This window comes from Pantoea sp. SGAir0418, assembly GCF_043529865.1.
Map to the genome: position 1 here is coordinate 3954033 of NZ_CP027911.1, position 24766 is coordinate 3978798.

25 protein-coding genes are annotated in these 24766 nt (G+C 50.8%); 8 read left to right on the plus strand and 17 right to left on the minus strand.

Features of this window, described 5'->3' with window-relative positions:
• Positions 1-180 precede the first annotated feature (180 nt).
• The gene (gene radC, locus C1N84_RS18410) at positions 181-837 is read right to left on the minus strand and encodes a RadC family protein (RefSeq protein ID WP_021507076.1); all 657 of its coding nucleotides are present in this window, start codon (positions 835-837) and stop codon (positions 181-183) included.
• 190 nt (positions 838-1027) lie between these two features.
• On the opposite strand from radC, the gene coaBC reads away from it, so the two are divergent.
• The 3 genes from coaBC to slmA all read left to right on the plus strand — a co-directional run bounded on the left by coaBC (position 1028) and on the right by slmA (position 3396).
• Positions 1028-2257 (plus strand): bifunctional phosphopantothenoylcysteine decarboxylase/phosphopantothenate--cysteine ligase CoaBC, encoded by a 1230-nt coding sequence (gene coaBC, locus C1N84_RS18415; RefSeq protein WP_021507077.1) that lies wholly within the window; start codon positions 1028-1030, stop codon positions 2255-2257.
• Complete coding sequence (gene dut / locus C1N84_RS18420; protein WP_031279631.1) at positions 2226-2684, plus strand: dUTP diphosphatase; 459 nt, start codon at positions 2226-2228, stop codon at positions 2682-2684. The genes coaBC and dut overlap by 32 nt, the downstream gene beginning before the upstream one ends.
• 115 nt (positions 2685-2799) lie before the next feature.
• Positions 2800-3396, plus strand: coding sequence for a nucleoid occlusion factor SlmA (gene slmA, locus C1N84_RS18425; protein WP_021507079.1), 597 nt, complete (start codon positions 2800-2802; stop codon positions 3394-3396).
• A gap of 89 nt (positions 3397-3485) precedes the next feature.
• On the opposite strand, the gene pyrE is transcribed toward slmA, so the two are convergent.
• The 16 genes from pyrE to C1N84_RS18505 all read right to left on the minus strand — a co-directional run bounded on the left by pyrE (position 3486) and on the right by C1N84_RS18505 (position 17381).
• A complete protein-coding gene (pyrE, locus tag C1N84_RS18430; protein WP_264441815.1) occupies positions 3486-4127 on the minus strand; it encodes an orotate phosphoribosyltransferase in 642 nt (213 codons plus the stop codon).
• Between the two features lie 49 nt (positions 4128-4176).
• Entirely contained in the window at positions 4177-4893 is a 717-nt protein-coding gene (rph, locus tag C1N84_RS18435; protein WP_264441816.1) for a ribonuclease PH, read from the minus strand.
• A gap of 85 nt (positions 4894-4978) precedes the next feature.
• Positions 4979-5257, minus strand: a complete 279-nt coding sequence (locus C1N84_RS18440; protein ID WP_233210741.1) for a DUF3574 domain-containing protein — start codon at positions 5255-5257, stop codon at positions 4979-4981.
• A gap of 133 nt (positions 5258-5390) precedes the next feature.
• Entirely contained in the window at positions 5391-7226 is a 1836-nt protein-coding gene (locus C1N84_RS18445) for a PglL family O-oligosaccharyltransferase (protein WP_132466134.1), read from the minus strand.
• Positions 7227-7503: 277 nt separating this feature from the next.
• Positions 7504-8571 (minus strand): fimbrial protein, encoded by a 1068-nt coding sequence (locus tag C1N84_RS18450; RefSeq protein WP_264441817.1) that lies wholly within the window; start codon positions 8569-8571, stop codon positions 7504-7506.
• A gap of 124 nt (positions 8572-8695) precedes the next feature.
• Positions 8696-9157: a fimbrial protein gene (locus C1N84_RS18455; RefSeq protein ID WP_211725477.1), complete on the minus strand. Its 462-nt coding sequence runs from the start codon at positions 9155-9157 to the stop codon at positions 8696-8698.
• Between the two features lie 23 nt (positions 9158-9180).
• Positions 9181-9999, minus strand: a complete 819-nt coding sequence (locus tag C1N84_RS18460; RefSeq protein ID WP_211725478.1) for a hypothetical protein — start codon at positions 9997-9999, stop codon at positions 9181-9183.
• Positions 10000-10018: 19 nt separating this feature from the next.
• Positions 10019-10528, minus strand: coding sequence for a hypothetical protein (locus tag C1N84_RS18465; RefSeq protein ID WP_127833493.1), 510 nt, complete (start codon positions 10526-10528; stop codon positions 10019-10021).
• A complete protein-coding gene (locus C1N84_RS18470; protein WP_394541687.1) occupies positions 10495-11349 on the minus strand; it encodes a winged helix-turn-helix domain-containing protein in 855 nt (284 codons plus the stop codon). Before C1N84_RS18470 ends, C1N84_RS18465 begins: the two co-directional genes overlap by 34 nt.
• Positions 11350-11358: 9 nt before the next feature.
• Positions 11359-11874 carry a fimbrial protein gene (locus tag C1N84_RS18475; RefSeq protein WP_125311827.1) on the minus strand — a complete coding sequence of 172 codons (516 nt, stop codon included), beginning with the start codon at positions 11872-11874 and terminating at the stop codon, positions 11359-11361.
• Positions 11875-11883: 9 nt separating this feature from the next.
• Positions 11884-12390 (minus strand): fimbrial protein, encoded by a 507-nt coding sequence (locus C1N84_RS18480; protein WP_081035969.1) that lies wholly within the window; start codon positions 12388-12390, stop codon positions 11884-11886.
• Entirely contained in the window at positions 12383-12913 is a 531-nt protein-coding gene (locus C1N84_RS18485; protein WP_132466155.1) for a fimbrial protein, read from the minus strand. Before C1N84_RS18485 ends, C1N84_RS18480 begins: the two co-directional genes overlap by 8 nt.
• Before the next feature lie 3 nt (positions 12914-12916).
• Positions 12917-13666, minus strand: coding sequence for a fimbria/pilus periplasmic chaperone (locus tag C1N84_RS18490; RefSeq protein WP_021507092.1), 750 nt, complete (start codon positions 13664-13666; stop codon positions 12917-12919).
• Between the two features lie 14 nt (positions 13667-13680).
• Complete coding sequence (locus tag C1N84_RS18495) at positions 13681-16227, minus strand: outer membrane usher protein (RefSeq protein WP_264441818.1); 2547 nt, start codon at positions 16225-16227, stop codon at positions 13681-13683.
• Between the two features lie 29 nt (positions 16228-16256).
• Complete coding sequence (locus C1N84_RS18500; protein ID WP_021507094.1) at positions 16257-16793, minus strand: fimbrial protein; 537 nt, start codon at positions 16791-16793, stop codon at positions 16257-16259.
• Between the two features lie 63 nt (positions 16794-16856).
• Positions 16857-17381: a fimbrial protein gene (locus C1N84_RS18505; protein ID WP_021507095.1), complete on the minus strand. Its 525-nt coding sequence runs from the start codon at positions 17379-17381 to the stop codon at positions 16857-16859.
• A gap of 566 nt (positions 17382-17947) precedes the next feature.
• Between C1N84_RS18505 and C1N84_RS18510 the strand changes: the two genes are divergently transcribed.
• The 5 genes from C1N84_RS18510 (at position 17948) to C1N84_RS18530 (ending at position 24108) form a co-directional block, all read left to right on the plus strand.
• Positions 17948-18811 (plus strand): YicC/YloC family endoribonuclease, encoded by an 864-nt coding sequence (locus tag C1N84_RS18510; protein ID WP_021507096.1) that lies wholly within the window; start codon positions 17948-17950, stop codon positions 18809-18811.
• Between the two features lie 198 nt (positions 18812-19009).
• A complete protein-coding gene (locus tag C1N84_RS18515) occupies positions 19010-20290 on the plus strand; it encodes a tyrosine-type recombinase/integrase (RefSeq protein WP_047372586.1) in 1281 nt (426 codons plus the stop codon).
• Between the two features lie 234 nt (positions 20291-20524).
• Entirely contained in the window at positions 20525-22606 is a 2082-nt protein-coding gene (locus tag C1N84_RS18520; RefSeq protein ID WP_047372585.1) for a DEAD/DEAH box helicase, read from the plus strand.
• A 2-nt stretch (positions 22607-22608) separates the two neighbouring features.
• A complete protein-coding gene (locus tag C1N84_RS18525) occupies positions 22609-23331 on the plus strand; it encodes a DUF2290 domain-containing protein (protein WP_047372584.1) in 723 nt (240 codons plus the stop codon).
• Positions 23332-23439: 108 nt separating this feature from the next.
• On the plus strand, positions 23440-24108 hold the full coding sequence (locus C1N84_RS18530) for a hypothetical protein (protein WP_047372583.1): 669 nt from the start codon (positions 23440-23442) through the stop codon (positions 24106-24108).
• The last annotated feature ends 658 nt before the right edge of the window (positions 24109-24766 follow it).

Sequence of the window (24766 nt, forward strand, 5' to 3'; positions counted from 1 at the left end):
GCCTTAGCCCGCCCAGGCGAGTTCCATGTGAACCCGCTAAGCTGGCCCAAACGCCAAACCCGAGATTCTCAAAGGTGGCGTAGTATACGCCGCTAAGCCGAAGTGCTCAAGTCCCGAACAGATAAAGATCCCTCCGGATCGCGCAAAAACGCCGGATTTCTGCCCAGTTGACGCCGCGAATTACAGCCAGCCGCGCTCGGCGAAAGAGGTAAACTCGCCGTGACCAATCACCAGATGATCTAATAAGCGGATATTCAGCAGCGCGCAGGCCTGCGCCACCTTGCTGGTAATCTCGCGATCGGCACGGCTCGGTTCCGCCATGCCGGACGGATGATTATGCGCCAGTATCACCGCCGCCGCGTTGAGCTTTAGCGCCTCACGCACGATTTCACGCGGATGCACTTCCACGCTGGCAATGGAGCCGGAAAACATCTTCTGCGCCTGCAGAACGCGGTGCTGGTTATCCAGAAACAGCGCCATAAAGATTTCACGCTCCTGATGTGCCAGCACGCTTTGCAGGTAGTGGCGCGTGACCTGCGGATTCTCCATCACATTTTCGCGCGCCAGCTGGCTGGCAAAAAAGCGCCGTCCCAGTTCCGCAATGGCATGCAGTTGCGTCATTTTGGCGCTGCCGACGCCCTTTATCTGCCCCAGCTCTTCTTTACTGGCGGTCATGATGCGATACAGCGAACCGAATTCATTCAGCATCAGCCGCGCCAGCCCCATCACGCTGTTGCCGCGCGTGCCGGTGCGTAAAAAGATCGCCAGCAGTTCGGCATCGCTTAGCGCCTCGGCGCCCAGCAGCGTCAGTTTTTCCCGTGGTGCCAGTTCCGTCATCGTTCCGCCCTCCTTGCAATGCCGCCATTCTGCGCCGGTGCATTGCAGGCCACCAGCGGCGCGTGACAAATTCCAGAGCCGGCTCGCAAAGGGCGCAGGCAGTGAAAAGGCGGGTCGCCGATTTTGTGATAAAGTTGCCTGCATCTGTCGCGCCAGGCGCGGCACTCTGCGTTGAAGTGAGGCAAACAACATGATGGGATTAGCCGGAAAAAAAATTCTGCTGGGCGTCAGCGGCGGCATCGCGGCCTATAAAGCACCGGAACTGGTGCGCCGTCTGCGCGATCGCGGCGCGGATGTCCGCGTGATGATGACCGATGCAGCCAAAGCCTTTATTACGCCGCTCAGCCTGCAGGCGGTTTCCGGCTATCCGGTGTTTGATGATTTGCTCGACCCGGCGGCCGAAGCGGCAATGGGCCATATCGAACTGGCAAAATGGGCCGATTTGATTGTGCTTGCGCCCGCAACCGCCGATCTGATTGCACGCATTACCGCCGGCATGGCAAACGACCTGGTCACCACCGCCTGCCTGGCCAGTGCGGCACCGGTCGCCATCGTGCCGGCCATGAACCAGCAGATGTACCGCGCGGCCGTGACGCAGGAGAATCTGCAGCGTCTGGCGCAGCGCGGCCTGCTGATCTGGGGACCGGACAGCGGCAGCCAGGCGTGCGGTGATATCGGACCGGGCCGTATGCTGGACCCGCTGGCCATCGTTGCGCATGCGCTGGAGTGGGCTGCGCCCGTCAACGATCTGCAACATCTCAACATTATGATCACCGCCGGTCCGACCCGTGAAGCGCTGGACCCGGTGCGCTATATCAGCAATCACAGCTCCGGCAAGATGGGCTACGCGGTGGCGGCGGCGGCGGCAAAGCGCGGCGCCAACGTGACGCTGGTTTCCGGTCCGGTGAACTTAGCCACGCCCGCCGGCGTGACGCGCATTGATGTTAACAGCGCGCTGGAGATGGAAGCGGCGGTGATGGCGCAAATCAGCCAACAAGATATTTTCATTGCCAGCGCAGCCGTGGCAGACTACCGGGCGGCAAACATTGCCGCTGAGAAAATTAAAAAACAGGGTGGCGATGATAACGTCACGCTGCAGCTGGTGAAGAACCCGGATATTGTCGCAGGCGTCGCGGCGCTCAAAGTGCAGCGCCCTTTCGTGGTGGGATTTGCTGCCGAAACCCAGAATGTGGAAGAATACGCGCGGCAAAAACGGGTGCGGAAAAACCTGGACCTGATTTGCGCCAATGATGTGGCGCAGGCCGGGCAGGGCTTCAATAGCGACACCAATGCTCTTCACCTTTTTTGGCAGGAGGGAGAGAAAGTCTTACCGCTCAGTGATAAGACGCTCCTTGGCCAACAATTAATAGACGAGATTGTCAGCCGTTATGATGAAAAAAATCGACGTAAAAATACTTGATGCGCGCGTAGGCAAGGAATTCCCACTACCCACCTATGCGACCTCTGGCTCCGCGGGTCTCGATCTGCGCGCTTGTCTTGATGACGCACTGGAAATCGCACCGGGTATGACCACGCTGGTGCCGACCGGCCTGGCGATTCACATTGCCGATCCGTCACTGGCCGCCGTCATCCTGCCGCGCTCCGGTCTCGGTCACAAACACGGCATCGTACTGGGTAACCTGGTGGGGCTGATTGACTCCGACTATCAGGGCCAGCTGATGGTTTCAGTATGGAACCGTGGCCAGGATAGCTTCACGCTGCAGCCTGGCGATCGCCTGGCTCAGCTGGTGTTTGTACCGGTGGTGCAGGCCGAATTTAACCTGGTGGAAGATTTTGACGCCAGCGATCGCGGCGCAGGCGGTTTCGGTCACTCTGGCCGTCAGTAATACGCTCACTTTTCGCATAGCCATCTTTTTATTTCTTGTCGCCACAGGCCGCTTTATCTGTGGCAGATAAGGCAGTATTGCCTGTTTTTGGTGAATTTCAGGGGTGTTGAAGGTCATGGCAGAAAAAAAAGTCGCGAAACGGAATCGTCGCGAAGAGATTTTGCAGGCGCTGGCGCAAATGCTGGAGTCGGGCGATGGCAGTCAGCGTATCACCACCGCCAAGCTGGCCGCCAATGTCGGCGTTTCGGAAGCGGCGTTATATCGCCACTTTCCCAGCAAAACGCGCATGTTTGATAGCCTGATTGAATTTATTGAAGACAGTCTGATTACCCGCATCAATCTGATCCTGAAAGATGAAAAAGAGACGATGGCGCGTCTGCGTCTGATCGTGCAATTGCTGCTGGGATTTGGTGAGCGTAATCCAGGGCTGACACGCATCCTGACCGGCCACGCGCTGATGTTTGAACAGGATCGCCTGCAGGGGCGCATTAATCAGCTGTTTGAGCGTATCGAAGTTCAGCTGCGCCAGGTGATGAAAGAGAAGAAGATGCGCGACGGCGAAGGTTTCCAGACCGATGAGACGCTGCTCGCCAGCCAGCTGCTGGCGTTCTGCGAAGGTTTGCTGTCACGCTATGTGCGCTCGGAGTTCCGTTATCGCCCGACCGCCGATTTCGACAGCCGCTGGCCGTTGATTGCCGCACAGCTGGTTTAATACGCACAGCGGATTTGTCGCGGCGCGATCCATCGCGCAATAAATTGCGCCGCTACGCTATCGTGCGGCGCTGACTATCGCGCTAAATCTTAAATGCCGTACTCTTTGCGATACGCCTTCACCTTCGCCAGATGGTCGGCCATCTCTGGCTTCTCCGCCAGGTAATTAATCAGCTCGCTCAGCGTAATGATCGCGGTGACCTTGCATTGATAATCGCGCTCCACTTCCTGAATCGCGGAAATCTCGCCACGGCCGCGCTCCTGGCGGTCGAGCGAAATCAGCACGCCGGCCAGCGTGGCGTTGTGGGCATTGATGATATCCATCGATTCACGAATTGCCGTGCCGGCGGTAATCACATCATCGACCAGCATCACTTTGCCCTGCAGCGGACTGCCCACCAGTAAACCGCCTTCGCCGTGATCTTTGGCCTCTTTACGGTTAAAACAGTACGGCACATCGCGGTCATGATGATCGGCCAGCGCCACGGCGGTAGTGGTCGCAATCGGAATGCCTTTGTAGGCCGGGCCAAACAGCAGGTCGAAATCGACGCCGCCATCCACCAGCGCCTGCGCATAGAAACGGCCCAGCAGCGCTAAATCGCGCCCGGTATTGAACAGACCGGCATTAAAGAAATAGGGACTTTTACGGCCAGACTTCAGGGTAAACTCACCAAACTTCAGCACCCCTTTGTTCAGGGCGAACTCAATAAACTGACGCTGCCAGGCTTTCATTTCTCACTCCTCAAATAAAGAAAAGGCGACTCTGTGGTCGCCTGTTACATCAATCAATTAACGCCACTTTCTGCGCCTGAATCAGCTGCTCAATGCCGCCGCGCGCCAGCGCCAGCAGCTGCAACAATTCATCATGGCTGAACGGCTCGCCTTCTGCGGTGCCCTGCACCTCAATCATGCGGCCATCTTCGGTCATCACCACATTCATATCCGTTTCAGCGGCGGAGTCTTCGACATACTCTAAATCGCACACCGCTTCACCGGCCACGATGCCGACCGAGATCGCCGCCACCATGCCTTTCAGCGGGCTGGCTTTCAGTTTACCGGCTGCCACCAGCGCGTTCAGCGCATCCGCCAGCGCCACGCAGGCACCGGTGATTGCCGCGGTGCGCGTGCCGCCGTCGGCCTGAATCACGTCGCAGTCCAGCGTGATGGTGAATTCACCCAGCGCCTGCAGATCAACCGCCGCACGCAGCGAGCGGGCGATAAGGCGCTGGATTTCCAGCGTACGTCCGCCCTGCTTGCCTTTGGCGGCTTCACGCGCCATACGGCTGTGCGTCGAACGCGGCAGCATACCGTATTCTGCGGTTACCCAGCCCTGACCTTTGCCTTTGAGAAAACGCGGCACGCCCTCTTCAACGGTCGCGGTGCACAGGACTTTGGTTTCGCCGAACTCGACAAGAACCGAGCCTTCCGCATGTTTGGTAAAGTGACGAGTGAGGGTGACGGGACGCACTTCAGAAGTGCTACGGCCTGCTGGACGCATGGTTTCTCTCCGGCTTGCTTGGGTTTGGCTGCGCATTATACGGACTTCACACGCGGCTGTCCTGCCCGCGTGCAGGCAGCGCGTGTTACAGCGCCGCGCACACCAGCGAGTCGATACGCGTCACCGGTTGTGTCGCAAAACGATGTTTAAACTTGTCGCGCAGCGCGTTAATGCTTTCGGAGCTGGCCCGATCCGCCGGATGAAGCAGTACCAGTACCTTGCGATTGCCCTGCGGGCCGCGGCCATCGTAAATCGTCAGCGGCGAGGGAAAGTGCGGCGTGATGTCGCGTTCAGCAAACTGCGACCAGCCCGCTGCGCCAGCGGAGGACGGCAGATCAAACCACAGCGTGGTTTGCATCATCATCTCGCCGGCCCCGCACACGGCCACGGGCGCGGTGTGCGGCGGAATAACCTGCGGAGTGGGCGGAGAAGTCTGACATCCGCTTAATATCATGGCGAAGCCCAGCGGCCTCATCCATTTATTCAACATCTTAGCCTCAGAAGTTGCCTGTCTCATCTGTCACAGCATAGGCCGCCGATGACCATTCCGTCATCATTTTTGCTTTCAGCTGCAGCAGGCTTTCATCTGTTGGATAGAGAGTCAGCGCCTGACGCAGCAGCCTGCGCGAGCGCTGATAGTGACGCAGATGCCACTCAATCATCACCGCATTCCGGAACACGTTGAGATCGTTATGGCGCTCCAGCCACAGCGATGACTGCTGCACAAAGCGCGCCAGCAGGCGCTCATCCCGCGTCTGGTTGTAGCGCATCAGGCAATGCACCATTTCGCCAAACTCATAGCGCTCGCCCTGAATCCACGGATTCCACAGCTGATCGCGTGAAGGATACGAGAGAAACTGACCGCGCTCCGCCTGGGTGAGCAGCGCGTTGGTCTGCAGGCCGCTGAAGAAAAACAGCATCAGCGCAATCGCGCCGCCGGCCATGTTCAGGCGCAGCATGCGCGACGGCAGCCCCGGCGTCGCAGGTTCAATCATTGATCGATCTTCGGGCTGACGTAACGCCAGATGGGTAAGCAGCATCAGCAGCCACAGATGCGGCAGCGATTGATAGAGCGGAAACTCGACCATGGTGTGCAGCATGACGGGCAGCGTCAGACTCCACAGCATCAGGCGCTGCGGCTGACTGCGCCAGCGCCACAGCGGCGTCAGCCATGCCAGCAACACGGCGGTGAAGCCTACCATCGGCAAAACACCGCCTTCCACCCAGCTATACAGCCACTCGTTATGGGGATGGGTGGCGTTGAAATCTTTCAGGTGGATCGCGTCCACCATGCGTATCCGCGAAAAATGATACTCAAACTGACCAAAGCCCCAGCCGCTGAACGGTTTTTCCATGATCATCCGCAGCGTGTATTCCAGCAGCTGCTGGCGCGCCAGGTCGGACGCCGCAAATTCACGCATGCCAGGCGCTAATTCATTGCGCAGCAGCAGGGCGCACAGCACGGCCAGCGCCATCACCATGACGATCCTGATGATTACCGCGCGCTGGCGACGATCGCACACCAGCAGCATCACCAGCAGCGCCAGCGCAAAACCAAACGCACCGGTACGCGACTGCGTCAGAAGCAGTGCCAGGCTGTTGATCAGCACTGCCGGCAACAGCAAGAGGCGGTGCCTGATGTCAGATTGCAGACAGAGCCAGACCGTAGCCGCCAGACCGGTCGCCAGAAAGCTGGCCAGCAAATTGAACTGCTGAAAAATACCGTAAGGGCGAATCTGGCCGGCGTGATAACGAAACTCCATCAGCGTTTGCAGCTGGGCCGGAAAACAGGTTTGCGCAATCGCCAGCAGCGCCTGCAAGGTGCTGAGCAATACGATGCCGGCAATGATTTGCTGACGCTGCTGCCAGAGCTGCGGCATCAGGCCCAGCAGCAGCCACAGAATGAGTATGGCACTGAGCCCCAGTAGTCGGATAACGCCGGTCAGCAGTCCGTTATCGTTCTCCTGCAGGATCACCGCCAGCGCAAAGCAAAACAGCATCAGCAACAGCGCATGCGTCATGACGTTGTCATCAATTAAATCGCGCGGCTGGCGCCAGTTCTTCAACAGCAGCGTGGCTGCCAGCAGCGCGAGGCAGCCTGCAGTGAGCAAATTCAGCGGCAGATCAAAGCCATTGCCACCACTGTTGGGCAGATAAATCAGCGTGGGGAGAAAACAGATAAGGCAGGCCAGCGAAGCGAAAGGGAAAGAAGCGACTTTCTCACCGCACTGTCCCCGACGCCGCCGCTGCAGAAATTGCTGCATCAGCAAAGGTGGCGTGACGCGCGGGTCTCGTCCGGACAGATACCACGACATAAAACAGAGAAAGAGCATAGCAAACCCAATTGCCGAAACAGGCCAAAAACTGTCTCGTTGAATAATGGTTGATAGACTTTGGCTACAGAAAATGTACGGCCAAAAAGCTGTGAATGGTGTGAAAACCCCCGTGAATCATGGTGATTCACACAGCTGTGATGATGAAAAATATTTTCAAACACCGTTAATCTGTATCGCTGCAGGTTAAGCCGATCTCCCTCTGATAAGTGTTTAACTTTAACCATCATAAAAAGATTAATTAACATTAATATCAATAACGCGGATTAAAGCATCATCAAGGCATGCTGATCAGCAATGTTGCTGAAGCATTGAATTCACCACCGCTCAGCGGTTGTCCTTTCTTTTTCACCGGGAACACGGTGATGACCTCTGAAGCCATGCCGTTGATTAACCGGACAGCAGAAGTGCCCATCGGTTTGAGCAATTGTCCTTTATGTTTAACCGCAATGCCCAGATCAGGATAGTTGGTGGCGATGAGTTCATCCGAGAAAGAGGTGGTTCCGGCGACTAAGCGTAAATTGACTTCCTGATTTAATGCAGAACTGCATTTGACTTCTAACGGCACATCTTTGTAGTTGGCGGGATTGGACACTGATTCAGAAACGGAGCTCACGGCGATGCGGTCAAATTCAACGTTAATATCCGTGCCGTTATTGATGTCGCAGACAATGGGTACCGGGATGATAATGCCATGGGGCCCGATAACAATGCGTACCAGGGGTTTATCTGGTTTTGGCGGGAGAGGACTATCACTTCTCTTTGAAACAATAGCATAAAGAGTAACTATTTCTATATTGGGAGGAATAAAGACTGCCCCGCCAATAATATCTTTTGTAACAACAAACGTCATATGCGCATAAAGGGTCGAACTGAAGTTATTATAAACAATTTCCTGACCTGGTTGAAGCCAATAGGGACCAGCAGACACAATTTTTCTGTCCGATATTTTTACAGGATAAGGAACCCAGTTTTCACCAGCATATATCCGTACTTTAACGTCTACCTCATCCGTGAGCCGATAATAGCCGTTATTCAGCACAGAGGGAACAAAATACGGACCAAGACCACCTTCAACAAATATACCATGCCTTTCAAAATTGTCAGAATTATTACATTTTGCGGTAAATAATACAGGAGATCTTTCGAAGGCAATAGAGCCTTCAAAACCTTTATTTGGTTGACCAATTCCAACCAGACGACCGGATGTTAACTCTACGGTTTGTAAAGGATCACTCCAGCAGGCATGTTCAAGACCAGCATGAGCCTGATAAGAAAAGGCACTCATAAAAATCATTTTTGCAGTAAATAATATGACCTTCCCTCGCAACGAATGTTTTTTCATAACTTCACCATACTAATCTATTTTAAAATTACAAAGGTTATTATTTTAATTTTAAATGAAAATAAAAAGTTACCCATGAAGTAATGCGTTCATGGTTGGAAAAAAATTATAATTAACAGATAAATTACTCATAACCGACAGTCAATGTATAACTCGCAAAAAAATCTCCACCCGGTAACCGCGATCCCTCTCTCTTGACAGGAGTAATCATTATTTCTGGCAGCGCCTGATAGATGAAGGGAAAATCGATATCAGGCAAAACCTTAAGCCCATCACGTTCAATTCTTAATCCAAGATCCTGAACACTGCTTAAGAAAACTTCGCTATCAAACGAGGCTGTTTCTCCCGTCACTCGCATTGTCATTTTTTGTTGTTCATTACCCGGGCAGACAATCGTGTAATTCATTTTCTTTCTATAGCGCTCACCATTAACTCCGCCTGTAATCACATCACCGAACTCAACAATAATCGGTTGATTATTATTTATTATACAAGGGGATGAAAGAACTTTAACTTTTACATTTATCATGGTTGCGCAAAAACAATTACTTGCAAAAAACACCAACAACCCAATAATCTTTTTCATAAAGAAATGCATTCCCACTTCGATTACTCTAGCGTGACCATAAGAATCGCCGAACCTGACCAATCACCTTCTTCAAGATCAGGTAGTTTTGCCGTAAGCGGCATACGCTTCTCATCTCCTATTTCTCCAACCCACTCATTATTGAAGGGGCCACTATCAAATGAAAAATTGACTCTTTTATTTGTATATCCATTTAGCACTACACCACCCTCACCGATTTTAATTTTCACAGCTGTTTTTTTTGTGCAGCTAATTGAGAAAGAATTAGTCTTAGTAGAACCATGCGTATTCTGCGGTATGATTTTGCCAAAATCATAATTTACTTCTATTTCTTTTACCTGACATACAGCAGGAAACGGAAGCGCTCGAGCACAATTTGAAGCACGCGTATTAGCTATTTGATCATAAACACTAGGTCGCCATTGCGCAGCATATATGCAAAATATTGGATCTTGACCAGCACTCGCAGGTAAATAGTCTTTCATCGTTCTTCTTAATGTTCCTGAAGCCCTTACTGATTTAATAAATTCCCCCAAAGTAGCAGCATCTTGGGATGCCTTATCCCACTCTCGTAGAGATTGATTGTCCTTAGTTTGATAACCTGCGCTGCCAGCCTCGCCCCACGATTCTGAATTTACATATCCTCTTAAGGAACAGTTATATATTTTATAACAAGGGTTAGGATCGGGATCATTTTCATCCCCCCCCACAATAACCCCGTAAAACATTGCGTTAGGAGAGGTTGGTTGAGATTGTAGCTCTACATAAAGCTTTGCATTCAAGCAGCTGCTGAAGGCAAATAAAATAGTCATTAAAAAAGTATTTTTGGAAAAAATATGCATTGAATACTCATTAATAAAATTATTTTTTACAAATCACTGACGGATTCGCATTATTGCCAATCACATAACGCACATTCTGCAGACGATAAATCCAGCCGTAATTGACATGGCCGGGCGCCAGTCCGGCGGAGATATAGCGTTCAATATTCTGTGGTGAGGCACGATTAGCGAGGTTGTAGGAGATAGCAGTGGTTTCGCTGCGCAGCGCGGCGCCGGAGAAGCTGTGGCGCAGCTCAAAAGAGACGTCTACCGGTTCGCGGCGCTGCAGTTGCTGTTGTGGCGAGTAATAACTGATCATGCCGCTGTAATTGCCAGTGGCCTGAAACAGGCTGTTTTGCACTTTCCACTGCCCGTGCGACACCACCAGCTGTCCCGCCTCTCTGGAAATCAGAATCGAATCCGCTTCACAATGGGGAATGCGACGTGACAGCTGATAAATCAGGATGGCAGCCAGTACCAGCGCCAGCATCAGTAATCCCCCCTGCAACACCCAGGTTACTCGGCGACGAAATATATGGCTGACCGACATAACGCATCCTTCTGCTCGATAGGGTTTTGACAGATAAACCAGCTGTAACGGTCAGCCAGCTTGGTGCGGTTGATATAGATGTGGCGTTCCTCTTCGGCCAGCTGGATAAAGCGCGCCATGCTGTCACTCACCAGCTGCAGGTTTTGATCGATCTCTTCACGTTCGGTGGCGCTGAAGTCGTCCTGGATATACCACTGCCGGCCCTGCACGTGGCGATAGGGTGCATAGGTCACAGTCACCACGTCGCGAATCTCCAGCACCTTAATACCGAGTAAGGCCAGCACCAGTAACAACACCGCGCTGATCAACATGCCGATTAACACCAGCCCGGAACGGCTGCGTGGTGCCGCAGCGGGTATTTCCTCCTCCACGGTGGCGGTGGCTGGCGGCTGCACCATCACCGGCAGCGGCGCCGTGTGCACATGAGTGGTCACCAGCGGCTGAATACGTGCTTCCGACGCAATGCGCGCTTCTTCTACGGCTTCAGCCAGCGGTGAACAGGCTTCCACCCGCACCGACTCATGCAGCCGGTAGCCCTGACGATGAACGGTGACAAAGGTTTCTCCTTCCACCCGCAGTTGCAGAAACTGCTTGCGCAGCATCGATAGCATCTGGCGCAGCGAGTTTTCCGTCACGTGCACCCCCTGGCTGCGCCAGCCCTCATCCAGCAGCGTTTCGTGGCTAATGACCTCACCCGGCTTTTGCAGAAACAGCGCCAGGCAGCGTGCGCTGCTCTGGTTGAGCAGCAGCTCGTTATCATGCCGATCGCGCAACAGGCGCCGATCCGGGTCAAACGTGATATGTTGATTTATCAACCACATAACAGGCACTCAGGGATAGTTCAGATAAAAAGTAGCAATCGCCGATACGTTGCCAGGCTCAATGGTGCGCTCGGCAATCGCGCTCGCCGAAGCCTGCAGCCAGGCACTGAACTGCAGCTGGTTGTCGCCCTGCTGCAGCGGAAAATGCATCACGCCGCGGTTAATGGGCACCAGCTTTCCGTCCGCATCACTCAGGCCAATGGCCACGCCTTTGGCACCGGCATCACCGGCCAGCGCCAGCAGATCGGGCTGCTCGGCATCGGCAATACCGTTGAACACCAGCTCGACGTCTTTACCCAGTTCGGTATCACAACCGCTCAGACGCATCACCAGCGGACGCGCCGGCGTGCGCGGATTCTGATACAGCGATTTCGCAACGATATCGCCAAAGTTGAGCTCCAGCTGCTGCTGATCCGGCTCCAGCGAACAGGGTTCCGCCACCAGCGTGCCGTGCAGCTGCATCTCTATCGCCTGTGCCGGTGACACCAGCAGCCATCCCAGTACCAGCATTACGCCCGCTCTCATCGCCTCTCCTTACTGATATTCCAGCAGCAGCGCCGCGCTGGCGGTGAACTCCCCACCCTCCAGCGTCACGCCCGGCTGCTGTACCGGCACCGCGCCGAGATCGAGTGTGCCGGGGAAAACAATCGGCAACGTGCTGTTGACCGCCAGCGGCTTGCTGGCCAGATAAAAGCGAATACCCAGCGCACTCACGCTGCTGAGCAATGCACTGCTGTCGAAACCGGAAGCGGTACCGGTCAGACGCACCTGCAATGCCGCCCCCGGATCCTCGGTGCACTTGACCGGTATCGCCTTACGCTGCAGATAGTTGACGCCATCGATCTTTTTCACGCTCAGCGCATCGCCAAACTCAATCATCAGGCTCTGGTTGTCATTCAGCGTGCAGGGCGGATTCTCAATCAGCGTACCGTGCAGGCGCAGCTCCACCGCATGCAGCGGCCAGCAGATGCACAGCAGCAGGCTACCGATCAGCAGCCTGCTGTAATACTTCATCAACGGAACAAGTCGATGCTTAGTCATAGTTCACCTGTAACTGACCGCTGGCTGACCAGGCACCCGGCTGCAGCGGCAGCGCGGTGCGTTCCTCTACCGTCAGCCAGCTCAGCACATTGCTACCGGCGCTGAGCGGCACGCGCAGATTGCGGAAGGTGGGCGGCAGCGGCTGATGGTTCTCATCAAACAATTGCAGGCCCACGCCGTCAGAGCCCTGTACGCGAATCAGCTGCGGGTCGGCCAGACTTTGCGGGGCAAAAAAGTCGATGCTGATGGACGGCACATGTTGCAGCCATAGCGGATCGGCGACATTGCGGATACTGTACGGACAGTCCTGCAAATGCAGCGTTAACGCCTGCTTCATCACCTGCTCGCCGACCTGTTGCAGCGCGGCGGTCGGCGTGGTATCGAGGCCAGCCGCCTGATCATTGTTACCGACGTCAAGCCAGCATGGACTCTCCTGCAGCGCGCCATACACATGCACCACGCCGTTGGTTGCTGCCTGCAAAGTCAGGCTCAACAGCGTCAGCACCAGCAACAGCACACGCATCGCTTACTGCTCCACCTTGTTACTGACGACGCTGCAGCTGTCGCCGGCACACTTCAGCGCCAGCGTTGGACGGCCGCCGTAGTCGTTGATGTAGGTTAATAGCGGCGCGCTGCCCAGTTCTGCTGCGTTCACGCCCAGATCGATACTGGTTTTTGGCGCGACCATGACCGGTTCAAAGCTCTTCTTCAGCGACTGGCCTTTCGCTGGCTGTGCATCCACCAGCGTAATGAAGTAAGGCGTGGGATTATTCAGCTGGTAGCGTGCACCCTTGCGCGTCAGCGTCAGTTTTTCCTGCCATGGCGTCACCACTGACGGATTGCTCACCACGATCGCTTCCGGGCGATAGAACAGCTTGATACGCGTCTGCAACGCGATTTGCAGCACGTTGCTCTTCTCGCTGCGCGGCGGGATTTCACGCATGCTGAAATAGAACACCGATTCACGATCCTGTGGCAGCGCCTTGATGGCGGGCAGCGCCTGCACTTTCACCACGCTGCGTTCGCCCGGTTCGACGCGCTGCACCGGCGGCAGCAGCACCAGCGGTGACGTAATTTTTTTACCGCTGCTGTCTTCAATCCAGCCCTGCGCCAGATAAGGCAGCTGCTTGTTTTCATTGCTGATATTCAGTGAGACGTTTTTTTCGTTACCGTTAAAAATGACCCGGGTGCGATCAAGCGCAATCGCCGCGTGAGCCTGCAGCGATAGCGTCAGCGTGGAGAGCAGCAAGGCGCTGCTCAGCGTTTTTACCAGCATGATTAACTCTTTCCTTACGTTGAAGAAGCAGGCGCTGCGCGGCGCGTGCAAAGTAATAACAAGTTCTGTCCTTCGTCGAGCAACTGCTGCGGCAGAGGATCGGGCAATGCCAGCTGACACTGGGTTTCGCCGTTCCAGCGCACATCCATGCTGGCACCGGCCTCAATGCCACTCAGCCATACCAGGCCGTCATCATCCAGAATGCCCACTTCGCGTCCGTTACTCTGGACGCTGGCACCAAAGGGCGGCCAGCTACCATCTTCCAGCCGGATGGCGGCCATGGCTTTGATACCTTTAATCACACCAAAACGCCGGTAACCGATGGCACCTTCGGTCAGGGTGATCTGGGTTACCGGGCGCGACGCTTCCACGTTGTCGGCCAGTCCGGTGACATCGATACTGGCGGTGTTGCGGTAGTAGCTGTTCACATCCGAAATCACCGCTTTGCCAAAGAAATTGGTATACGTGTTACTGCCACCACCGTTGACCGGCACGCCGGAGACGCCATCGGTATCGACCATCAGACGCGTGCTGCCGGGCATGCCCAGCCGATGCAGCGCCGCGCCCTGCGGCGTGAGCGTTAAACCGCCCTGCAGTGACAGACTGGCGCTGCGGTATTGACCCTGCTGCGCGCTGGCGCTGGCCGTCATGCTGGTCAGACTGCCCTGATGACTGTAAAACCCGCTGAACGACTGACGGCGATCGCTATTAAGGCCGGCGCTCAGGCTGTAGCTGTTGTTACTGTCCAGCCGGTCATAAAAACTGGCCGAGTGGGTGGTTTGCTTACCGCTGGTTTGCTGGCTGTAGCTCAGGCTACTATCACCGCCAATCGGCATACTGAAGTTGAGGTAAACGCTGTCATCGTTTTTGCCGTTATATTGCGTCCGGTTGAGCGACAGACTTAAACTCAGATTCTTAAACCGGCCGACATCAAAGTAGCGCGAGGTGGAAAAGCTCCAGCGATCCAGCGGGTCACGATCCCAATAGGTCTGATGGCTGTAGCTGAGGTAACTACTCAGGTTCAGGCTGCGAAAGTGCTTGTTGAGCGTAATGGTGTAGAGCTCTTTGCTGTTAGAAACCTGCTGGTTGCGATAACGCGCGTCGAGATACTGCGGCAGACTCATAAAGTTGCGCTGCGAAAAACGGTAGCCGGCAAACGTCACCTGACCATCAAGTTCCTCGAAGCGTTTGGAATAGCTCAGGCGATAAGAGCCGCCGCTTTTGTTGCCCTGCTGCGGCAAGCCTGCCTGTGACTGGGTGGCATCAAACGAAATGGCGCCCAGCAACAGCAGATCGCGTCCCAGACCCATCGATAACGCTTTGTAATTGCCTGCGGCCAGCCCGCCGCCGTACATCGACCAGCCGTTACTGATCCCCCAGGAGAATTCGCCAGTGGCAAACGTAGGGCCCTGCGTTTTGTGCTCTTCGCTGCCTGGTTTGCCGCTGGCGAATTTGTAACGCACGCGGCCCGGACGGGTCAGATACGGGATGGTGGCGGTATCGACACTGAAGGTCTGCACGCTGCCGTCCTGCTCCTCGACGCGCACGTCAAGCTGGCCGGAGACGGCATCATTGAGATCCTGAATACGAAATGGACCGGCAGCCACCTGCGATTCATAAATCACCCGTCCCTGCTGGCTAATGGTGACTTTGGCGTTGGTTTTGGCGATACCGGTTACTTCCGGCGCATAGCCACGCAGGTTGGGCGGCAGCATGTTGTCATCGCTGGTGATCGCCGCACCAAGATAGCGAAAGCTGTCAAACATGCCGGAATCGAGATAGTTCTCGCCCAGCGTGGCTTTCGCCTGGAGAGAAGGCAGCGGCCGATAGGCGTAAAAGCGTGTCCAGGTGAATTCCTGGCGATGGCTGCCCGTGCCACGATTTTGCTGCATCTGCCAGTCCGCACGCAGGCGCCAGGCACCGGCGTTAACGCCACCGGTGCCGTTGCCGCTCACACTCTGGCTTTTAGCGCCGTATTGCGCACGCGTAGTGGAGGCAAACAGGTTGTAATCCATTAACAGGCCCGGGACGCCGTTATCCCAGCGCGACGGCGGTTCCCAGTTGGCGGCGCTGTACTCCAGCCATGCCTGTGGAATGGTGATGTTGAGGCGAGATTCACCCAGATTGCCGCGCACCTGCATGCCGGAGATGGAATCCACCGCCAGACACTGGCCGTCCTGCAGCCACGACGCGTTTTTCAGCACTTCCGGTTTCAGCGCCAGTTTATCCACCATTTCGGGTGTCAGGCAGGGCAGACTTTCATTCGGCGCATTTTCGGGCGCGTAGTAGCGCACCAGCATTTCCGGAATCTGTGTCTGGTTGACGCGCAGCTCCATCATGTATTCGCCAGGCATGATGTAGCCAGCCTGAGCAAACTGCGACAGATCGATGTTTTGCCGATCGTTGAGATCAAGAATATCGGTGTTGAATGAGACCGCACCGGCAGCGAAGAGCGGAGCACTGTAGCCGAGGGCTAACATTAACGCCACGCTGAGCGGCGTCAGCCTGATACGCTGCCTGCGCACGCATGAGACTGGCGCAGTTAATGAAGCCTTTTTCATGGCAAGCGGTGTCCGTAAACCGTGAAAGATCAGTTGTAATTAATGTGAAAACGAATCGCGGCGGCGTAACTCCCGCTGTGCAGTTGCTGCTGGTTGCTGACCAGCGTGAGCCGATAACGCAGGTCGTGCTGCTGCGTCAGATGCTGATCGATCGGCTGCGCCTCACCGGGAGCAATGGTGTTGCCCTGCGTATCCGTAATCATCAGCTCTACCCCTTTGGCATCGCCATACACAGCAAAACGCTGCTGACCCGGCGGGCCATCGTGGTCAAAGGTGATAGAAAAGGTGCGTGCCACGCCTCCCGACGCGCTGTACTCCACCGGACAATTCACCAGCTGGATAGAGAAGGGAAAACCCGGCCCTTTACCGTCACGTTGCAGGCGCGCCAGCGGCAGCACCCCCATCGCGATGGTTTGTTCAGCATCATCGACCTTAATGGCGCAGGCACCCTGATGAATGGCGCCGCGTAACGCAACGCGGCCGCGGTCGATCAACTGTTCGGCGCGGCAGTCATTGATGAAAAGCACCGATGCCGAAACTATCGCCGCAGGCATAAAACGACTCATCGCCGCAGTTCCTTAAGCGAAAAGATAGAGTGGCGGGCAAGGAAGCCCGCCAGTCTCTGACCATTACTGATAGTTCAGTGCGAAGTCAGCCACGCTCTGGAATTCGCCCGGGACGATAGTCTCAGAAGCGCCGCCACCCTGCAGGAAGGCTGCGAAGGAGAGCTGGTTGTTGCCGTCCATCAGTTTTTGCGCTGGTGTGGCGGTACCCAGTTCAATTTCGGTATCGCCGAAGTTGATGCCGATCGCCGCGCCTGATGCAGTACCGGTGATAGCCAGTTTGCCCGGGATAACCTGAGAGCCAGTACCGGCAAAGGTCACGGTCACTTCTTTCTTCGTTGCGGTGTCGCAGTTTTCCAGTTTGATCTGGAATGGACGCGGTGTAGAACGGCCACCGTCTTTCAGCGCCAGGTTGGAAATCTGACCCAGCTCAACCGTCTGATCGACTGAACCTGGTTCGATGGAGCATGGCGCATCAACAATCGCACCTTTAAACGTCACAGTACCGTTACCTTCACCTGCTGCCATCGCAGAACCCGCCACCAGAGACATAGACAGACCTAAAGCCACAACGATTTTGTTCATGTTCATTTGCTGATTTCCATTTAGGTGAATAAAACAAGGAGCGCGTTCTGCGTCGGTCTTATTCAATTTGCTGTGTATAGAAAAATTTAATTACTTATATTTTTCCTGATGGCCGTCCACATCATTTTTGTGGTTGTCGTCCTCAAGTGGTGCCAACGATAGAGATCAATTTTGCCCTGCGCAACGGTATTTTCGTTATATATGATCAAAAACAACACTCACAAATCCATTATGTTTTAACGGTTATTAAAGCCATTAAAATCAATGGATTGACACAATTCACAGCTTTGCATCAGTGTTTTAATGATTTTAATCAAGGGAAAAACCCTGCCCGTTCACAAGCTGGCGATAATTACCGCAGGTCAATTCACGCAGTAGCTATTTTTTCGCCAGATTAAAACGTTATTTATCTCTGCATTCACAACCTTGATATTTTTATCGCCTGAAAACATCGGTAAATAACAATAAACGCGGTTGTCAAAGGCCTGGCACCCTGCTGTGCGTTTACGCCTATCATGCCGGGAGCACCCTCGCTATAATTCGAAGAACATTTCCTGAATGAGTAGAAGCTTATGATCCGCAGTATGACCGCATACGCCCGCCGTGAAGCCAAAGGCAGCTGGGGCAGCGCCGCCTGGGAACTGCGTTCCGTCAACCAGCGTTACCTCGAAACCTATATCCGCCTGCCGGAGCAGTTTCGCAGCCTGGAGCCGGTGATTCGCGAACGCATCCGCAACCGCCTGACACGCGGCAAAATCGAGTGCAACCTGCGCTTCGACGCCGATGCCAGCGCTCAGGGTGAGCTGCAGCTGAATGAGTCGCTGGCTAAACAGCTGGTTCAGGCGGCGAACTGGGTGAAGATGCAGAGTGATGAAGGCGCAATTAACCCTCTGGATATTCTGCGCTGGCCGGGCGTGATGACCGCGCAGGAGCAGGATCTGGACGCCATTAATGCTGAACTGCTGGCGGCGCTGGATGGCGCGCTGGACGATTTCATCATTGCGCGTGAAAGTGAAGGCAACGCGCTGAAAGCGCTCATCGAACAGCGGCTGCAGGGCGTGACTGAGCAGGTCAGCAAAGTGCGTGCACAGATGCCAGAAGTGCTGAAATGGCAGCGCGAGCGTCTGGTGAGCAAGCTGGAAGAAGCCGAGGTTCAGCTGGAGAACAATCGCCTTGAGCAGGAACTGGTGATGATGGCCCAGCGTATTGATGTAGCCGAAGAGCTGGATCGCCTCGATGCGCACGTGAAAGAGACTTACAACATTCTGAAGAAGAAAGAAGCCGTCGGCCGCCGCCTCGACTTTATGATGCAGGAGTTCAACCGCGAGTCGAACACGCTGGCATCGAAATCGATCAATGCGGACATCACCGCCTCAGCGATTGAGCTTAAGGTGCTGATCGAACAGATGCGCGAGCAGATTCAGAATATCGAGTAAATTCTAAGTCGAACTCTTGAAGTCTCACAACATCGCAGAGATATCAACAAGCCCGTGTAATAACGGGCTTTTTTGATTCCATAGAATCTCACATGATCTCACTACAGCGCACGTTTACCGTGTACATAGTTGTGTATATAATCAGATTATGTACACATACAGTTATGTACACAGTAAGAACTTCATTGGGGACGAGTGATGGCGAAACTAACGGATATCCAGATCAAAGCATGGGTGCGATCTGGGGAACGATTTGATGGCCGTTCTGATGGTAATGGCCTGTATTTATGTTTTCCTAAAAACTACGCCATTCCATTCTGGCGCTTCCGCTACCGGTTTGTCGGGAAACAGAGAGCCATGGTTATTGGCACTTACTCTGAACTTTCACTCGCTAAAGCACGAGAAACGGCTAAAGAACTTTCCGCTCGTGTTGCGCTAGGTTACGACGTTGCAGGAGAAAAGCAGGAACGCAAAGCTGAGGCGCTCAAAAAGATAGAAGAAGAAAAAAATGCCCTAAAGGTTGCCGAACTAGCCCAAGAGTACTTTGAGCGCCAGATCTTAGGGAACTGGAAGCATCCAGATATCCTACGCCGTCGTATCGAAAAAGACATCAATCCAAATATTGGGCATCTTAAAATCGAAGATGTTCGCCCTCGCCATATTGATGATATGTTGCAGAAAATCATCGCACGAAACGCTCCTACAGTGGCCAATGATGTCCTCCGCTGGACCCGCCGCATCTTCAACTATGGGATCAAACGCCATATGCTGGAGAGCAACCCCACAACAGCGTTTGAGATCGCTGATGCTGGAGGTAAAGAGAAATCCCGGGAACGTTGGCTGACCAGAGAAGAACTGATTAAATTCTTTCAGGCCATGCGTATTACTCAAGGATTTTCTCGGCAAAACGAGTTGACCATGAAGCTTCTACTTGCCCTCTGTTGTAGAAAAATGGAACTCTGCGCTGCTCAGTGGGTTGAATTTGATTTAGATAACGCCATCTGGCATTTACCTGCCGAGCGGGTAAAGAACGGTGATGCTATTGATATCCCCTTACCAGCGATAACCGTTGAGTGGTTGAAAGAGCTACGCCAAATGTCACTCAATAGCCAGTGGGTATTACCTGCGCGTAAAATGCAACACAGAATGATCCCTCACATACAGGAAAGCACGCTGCCCGTCGCGCTGGCAAAAGTTCGCAGCAACCTCCCCGAGGTACCAAATTTCACCATCCATGATTTCCGTCGCACAGGACGCTCACACTTAGCCGCACTGGGTGTTGACCCTGTTGTTGCAGAGCGCTGTTTAAACCACCGCATCAAAGGCGTTGAAGGCATTTATAACCGTTATGAGTACTTTCAGGAACGTAAAGCAGCCTTAGATCAATGGGCAGAATTGTTGGAATCGCTGGAGCGTGGTGAGGATTATAATGTTACGTCGATAAGAAACAGTAAAAAGTCAGTTAAACAACGCTATTGAAGGAATTACTTTACTAAGAGTAATGGAACCGTAATGGATTAATGGGGTGGAGATACTTGTACCATGCCATGCAGTTGCCTCAAATTGCAAGCTGATGAATGTCCTGTCCTGCTTTAAGCCAATTGTTCGATCGATATAAAACAGCCCCAGCAAAATACATCTTAAAACGTTGTAAGTATAGTAAATTTATGTTAGTGATTATAAATTTCAGTATAACATTTAAATGGAGTTGATATGATTGACTTTGTTTTTGGTAAAAAAAGTAATCCTGCTGCTGTAGACGCGTTAGTCAGTTCTCTTTCATCATTTGATGCAGAAGGCACTCTTTATATTGGTTATCCAATGTTTGACTCGGGTAACGAAGCAATGTTAACAGATGCAATGCTTATTACCCTCCAGCATGGTGTAGTAATATTTGATCTAACAACACTCAGTGAAACAAACACTGATAAAATTTTTGAATATCAGGATGAGCTTTATAGAGGTGTATTTCAAAAGTTCTTATCTCAGAAAGAGTTACTTAAAAGAAGAGATCTTGCCTTTGATATAAAAGTTATTTCTATAAGGAATGACGAATTAAAAGATGATTCATTTTCAACTATGGAAAGTTTAGTTGAAAAGATTTCAGAGTTTGACGCATTAGATTTGCAATTATTCAAGCAGATTAATGCAACAATACAAAAGACAGATGTGCTAAAGCCGTCCAAAAAAAGAAGCAACGTTACGCGCGAAGATTCTTATGGCGGTATAATGAAAAGTATTGAAAAAGAAATAGCTAATTTAGACTCATGGCAGAAAAAGGCTGCAATTGAAAGCCCCGATAAGCCTCAACGAATAAGGGGGCTTGCGGGCTCAGGTAAAACAATTATCTTAGCTATGAAAGCTGCTTATCTACATGCTTATGAAGATGACAAGAGAATTGTAGTTACATTCCAGAGTCGCACACTATATCAGCAATTTAAGAGACTTATAGAAAAGTTTTATTTTGATCATAAGAAAGATGAACCTGACTACAATTTCCTAACGATTCAACATGCATGGGGAGGAGCCGAAAAAGGTGTGTATTCCGAGATTTGTAATTATTTGAGTTATAGCCCAATGAACTGGTATGCTGCCGAATCCAAATATGGAAGAGACGATGCATTCAAAGGAATATGCAAAGAGTTACTTGATTTTATTGGTGATAAAGATTTCCCTCCTATTTATGATTACGTGCTTATTGACGAGGCACAGGATTTCCCAGAAGAGTTTTTTAAATTAGTATATAAATTCACTAGAGATCCCCAAAAAATCGTCTGGGCATATGATGAACTACAAAACTTAGGAGAGTATAAGATGCTGCCTCCGGAAGACTTATTCGGGGCAGACGAAAACTCAATCCCTCTAGTCACTTTGCAAAATTTAAAAGATAAACCTCAGCAAGATGTTATGCTCCCCATTTGTTATAGAAATCCACCATGGACTCTTACTCTAGCTTTAGCATTTGGGCTTGGTATTTATCGTGAAGGTGGACTAGTGAGGATGTTCAGAGAGCCAACATTCTGGAATAATATTGGCTTTGAAACAGTTGGTGGTAACCTCCGATTTGGATCAGGAGTAACTCTTCAAAGAGCTAAAGATAGAACTCCAGATTTCTTTTATGATCTTATAAATCCTGAAAATGCTATTGTTGTTAATAAACACACTACAAATGAAGAGCAAGCAAAGTGGGTGGCAAATCAAATTAAAGAAAATATTGAGAATCAGGAGCTTGAGCCAAGCGATATATTAATAATTTATCCTGTTCCTTATACTATGGCAAAGCAAGCTGCTTATTTAACTTATGAGTTACGAAATTTAAATATTGATTGTCATATAGTGGGGAAAGATTCTAGTAGGGATCTTATTTTTAAAGAGAAATCTGTAGCCATAACACATATACATCGTGCTAAGGGTAACGAAGCAGCCATGGTTTATGTGATGAATGCTCAGTTCTATCAAGGGGGGTATGAGCTAGGCAAGAAGAGGAATTCTTTATTTACAGCAATAACCAGAACAAAGGCATGGTTACGTATTAATGGTGTAGGCCCTGAAATGGATGTGTTGATGAAAGAATATGAAGAAGTTGTTAATCAAAACTACCGTCTTTCGTTTACTTACCCCGAACCAGGAGTTATGGATAAGATGGATAATACATATGGTGATAAGAGCGAGGAACAGCGTAATGAACTAGCGACAAGCTTTGAGCAAATAAAAAGAATTAAAAAAATGCTCAGCAGTGGAGAGCTTACATTGGAAGATGTACCTGAAGACATTAGAGGGATATTTGGGGAATAATCATGGCAATAAGACCTGAAACGATGATGCAACATTTGAATAAGTTATGTTTTGAATGGGATAAGGCTGGGTTATCTTTAGACTCTAATAGTTCATGTATTCGCCAAGCGGGAGAAGGAAAGTTATTAGTCAGCTGGAATAGTGATAATATTGTACTAAAGGAAAATGAATTCTCATCACTATCAGAATATTTGACATTGCTATTAGGTTCTCATTACACGCTAGTATTATTCGATGGATCAATTATTCAAATCTCATATACAATACATCGAAATGAAATTGTAGGGCATAGATTATGTTGGTATCCATCTCCAATCGAGTTGGCTGATATTAATGAAATTGATGATATAGTATATAAAATACAACTAATATTAAAAGAAGGCAGTGATGCATTAGAGGATTTTATAACTGCCCCAAATAAATCCCCTTCAGTCAATATAAAAGGGATTTATGGTAAGAGCCCTATTAGATTTGACTATTGCATAGTACCAGACTATCAAAAAGATGCTCATCCTGACGTACACTTGCATATAAGCTCTGAGGAGTGCAGAATTCCTGTAAAAACACCATTATGTATAAGGATGTTTATGAAGTTTCTTGTTGAAAACTTTTATTCTCATATTCCTTTGGAAGGAGTTCTTGTTAATGGGTTACCAAGTTGGGAAAACAATGACATGCTAACTCAGCATCATAAAAACAAAATGCACTTTAATTATCAAAGATGAGTTCGCACTAACTCTATTTTATTATAATCAATATGCATTATGAGATTGATTTACTAATATGATGTTAAGAGCTATTAATAAAAAATTTCAATACGGGAATGTCTGTTAATGAGTGCACAAAACATGGGAATACCGGACTTTGTATATAATGAACTAAAACAAGCGTTAAAAAAAAGATTGCATCGAATAATAAGAAAACTAAGGCACATAAATTACCGAACAGAAGACTCATATTTTATAGCCCTTTTCTCAGCATTGCAGACAGATGAGATTTTTTTTGGCGATGGGTATTACCTAGATTTTTATTCAGCAAAGATGACCGATAGAGGGCGGAATTCTGCGGAAAGCAAAAATGGATGTGATTTCAGCCTGCTAATAAACTGGCACGATAAGACCAGTGTTAAATTACAAAAAGCGATTATTGGTCAGGCCAAAAACGAACCTTATAATGAGCTTTCAAATACCGAGAAAAAAAGACTTTATGATCAATGCGATGATATGGTAGCTGTAACAGAACATTATATTGTTACTTTTAGAAATGATGACGATATACTGCCTACAGTAAATCTCGGAACACCCCAAAATGGTGGTTTCACAAACGCAAAAATCCCATTGGATGAATATATTATAGACAAACTTTTGTCATGTTTACATGGGGAAACAAATATCGATAAAATACAGACTATGCTTAACAGCAAAATGGAGAAAGAAGATTCTTATCTCTTTTTTCTTAATACGAACTTACCTACTCCAACTTTAAACAAAAAAACTGACTAACTAAGAACATTAGAGAATAAGCCATTCCAGATAACAAATATAATCCAGGATGGCTTCTATTAACTTATCTCCAAACTTAAATTTCATAGAAACAGGATAATAGTTCTCAATATATCAAGCACTTAAAATCATACCTCATTTAATAATTCAGTATTAGTTATCGAATCTTTATTCCCGGAATTATTACATCACCCTTTAACTCCAGCTCATGCAAGCATTTTTTAATATTTGAACCACTCAGGTTTATATCCCCACAGACAGAGAACAAGTTCAGTCTCCTAATATATGAGTATGTCCAGAAAAAATGGCCTTTAATGGTATTGATGCTTTCCGGCCACTTCCCGTGAAAGGTATTCAGAAAAACACTGGACATAAATCGTGTTCTTTCCGGAATACGGAGACGAGGAGCTTTGTGGGTATCAATTGTACCCATGGCGAGAGGTAAAACGTGAAATTCATTGAAAAAGGTGATGTTCGGCGATAATTTGTTAGTCTGCGTAATTCTGACCTGTCCATGAAAATTAACACTGGCAGAAATTCGCAGCCTTCTGCCTGCTTCTGTGTTGAAACTTATATCACCATATATATCGGTAAACTTACCACGTTTAATACGGTAACACCCACAGATTTTTAAATACATCCAGAAAGAAGACTGGTG

What these genes read in the sequence shown, in the direction of transcription:
- radC (WP_021507076.1), bottom strand. Translation starts at nt 837, where the DNA reads ATGACGGAACTGGCACCACGGGAAAAACTGACGCTGCTGGGCGCCGAG.
- coaBC (WP_021507077.1), top strand. Translation starts at nt 1,028, where the DNA reads ATGATGGGATTAGCCGGAAAAAAAATTCTGCTGGGCGTCAGCGGCGGC.
- dut (WP_031279631.1), top strand. Translation starts at nt 2,226, where the DNA reads ATGATGAAAAAAATCGACGTAAAAATACTTGATGCGCGCGTAGGCAAG.
- slmA (WP_021507079.1), top strand. Translation starts at nt 2,800, where the DNA reads ATGGCAGAAAAAAAAGTCGCGAAACGGAATCGTCGCGAAGAGATTTTG.
- pyrE (WP_264441815.1), bottom strand. Translation starts at nt 4,127, where the DNA reads ATGAAAGCCTGGCAGCGTCAGTTTATTGAGTTCGCCCTGAACAAAGGG.
- rph (WP_264441816.1), bottom strand. Translation starts at nt 4,893, where the DNA reads ATGCGTCCAGCAGGCCGTAGCACTTCTGAAGTGCGTCCCGTCACCCTC.
- C1N84_RS18440 (WP_233210741.1), bottom strand. Translation starts at nt 5,257, where the DNA reads ATGATGATGCAAACCACGCTGTGGTTTGATCTGCCGTCCTCCGCTGGC.
- C1N84_RS18445 (WP_132466134.1), bottom strand. Translation starts at nt 7,226, where the DNA reads ATGCTCTTTCTCTGTTTTATGTCGTGGTATCTGTCCGGACGAGACCCG.
- C1N84_RS18450 (WP_264441817.1), bottom strand. Translation starts at nt 8,571, where the DNA reads ATGAAAAAACATTCGTTGCGAGGGAAGGTCATATTATTTACTGCAAAA.
- C1N84_RS18455 (WP_211725477.1), bottom strand. Translation starts at nt 9,157, where the DNA reads ATGAAAAAGATTATTGGGTTGTTGGTGTTTTTTGCAAGTAATTGTTTT.
- C1N84_RS18460 (WP_211725478.1), bottom strand. Translation starts at nt 9,999, where the DNA reads ATGCATATTTTTTCCAAAAATACTTTTTTAATGACTATTTTATTTGCC.
- C1N84_RS18465 (WP_127833493.1), bottom strand. Translation starts at nt 10,528, where the DNA reads ATGTCGGTCAGCCATATATTTCGTCGCCGAGTAACCTGGGTGTTGCAG.
- C1N84_RS18470 (WP_394541687.1), bottom strand. Translation starts at nt 11,349, where the DNA reads ATGTGGTTGATAAATCAACATATCACGTTTGACCCGGATCGGCGCCTG.
- C1N84_RS18475 (WP_125311827.1), bottom strand. Translation starts at nt 11,874, where the DNA reads ATGAGAGCGGGCGTAATGCTGGTACTGGGATGGCTGCTGGTGTCACCG.
- C1N84_RS18480 (WP_081035969.1), bottom strand. Translation starts at nt 12,390, where the DNA reads ATGACTAAGCATCGACTTGTTCCGTTGATGAAGTATTACAGCAGGCTG.
- C1N84_RS18485 (WP_132466155.1), bottom strand. Translation starts at nt 12,913, where the DNA reads ATGCGTGTGCTGTTGCTGGTGCTGACGCTGTTGAGCCTGACTTTGCAG.
- C1N84_RS18490 (WP_021507092.1), bottom strand. Translation starts at nt 13,666, where the DNA reads ATGCTGGTAAAAACGCTGAGCAGCGCCTTGCTGCTCTCCACGCTGACG.
- C1N84_RS18495 (WP_264441818.1), bottom strand. Translation starts at nt 16,227, where the DNA reads ATGAAAAAGGCTTCATTAACTGCGCCAGTCTCATGCGTGCGCAGGCAG.
- C1N84_RS18500 (WP_021507094.1), bottom strand. Translation starts at nt 16,793, where the DNA reads ATGAGTCGTTTTATGCCTGCGGCGATAGTTTCGGCATCGGTGCTTTTC.
- C1N84_RS18505 (WP_021507095.1), bottom strand. Translation starts at nt 17,381, where the DNA reads ATGAACATGAACAAAATCGTTGTGGCTTTAGGTCTGTCTATGTCTCTG.
- C1N84_RS18510 (WP_021507096.1), top strand. Translation starts at nt 17,948, where the DNA reads ATGATCCGCAGTATGACCGCATACGCCCGCCGTGAAGCCAAAGGCAGC.
- C1N84_RS18515 (WP_047372586.1), top strand. Translation starts at nt 19,010, where the DNA reads ATGGCGAAACTAACGGATATCCAGATCAAAGCATGGGTGCGATCTGGG.
- C1N84_RS18520 (WP_047372585.1), top strand. Translation starts at nt 20,525, where the DNA reads ATGATTGACTTTGTTTTTGGTAAAAAAAGTAATCCTGCTGCTGTAGAC.
- C1N84_RS18525 (WP_047372584.1), top strand. Translation starts at nt 22,609, where the DNA reads ATGGCAATAAGACCTGAAACGATGATGCAACATTTGAATAAGTTATGT.
- C1N84_RS18530 (WP_047372583.1), top strand. Translation starts at nt 23,440, where the DNA reads ATGAGTGCACAAAACATGGGAATACCGGACTTTGTATATAATGAACTA.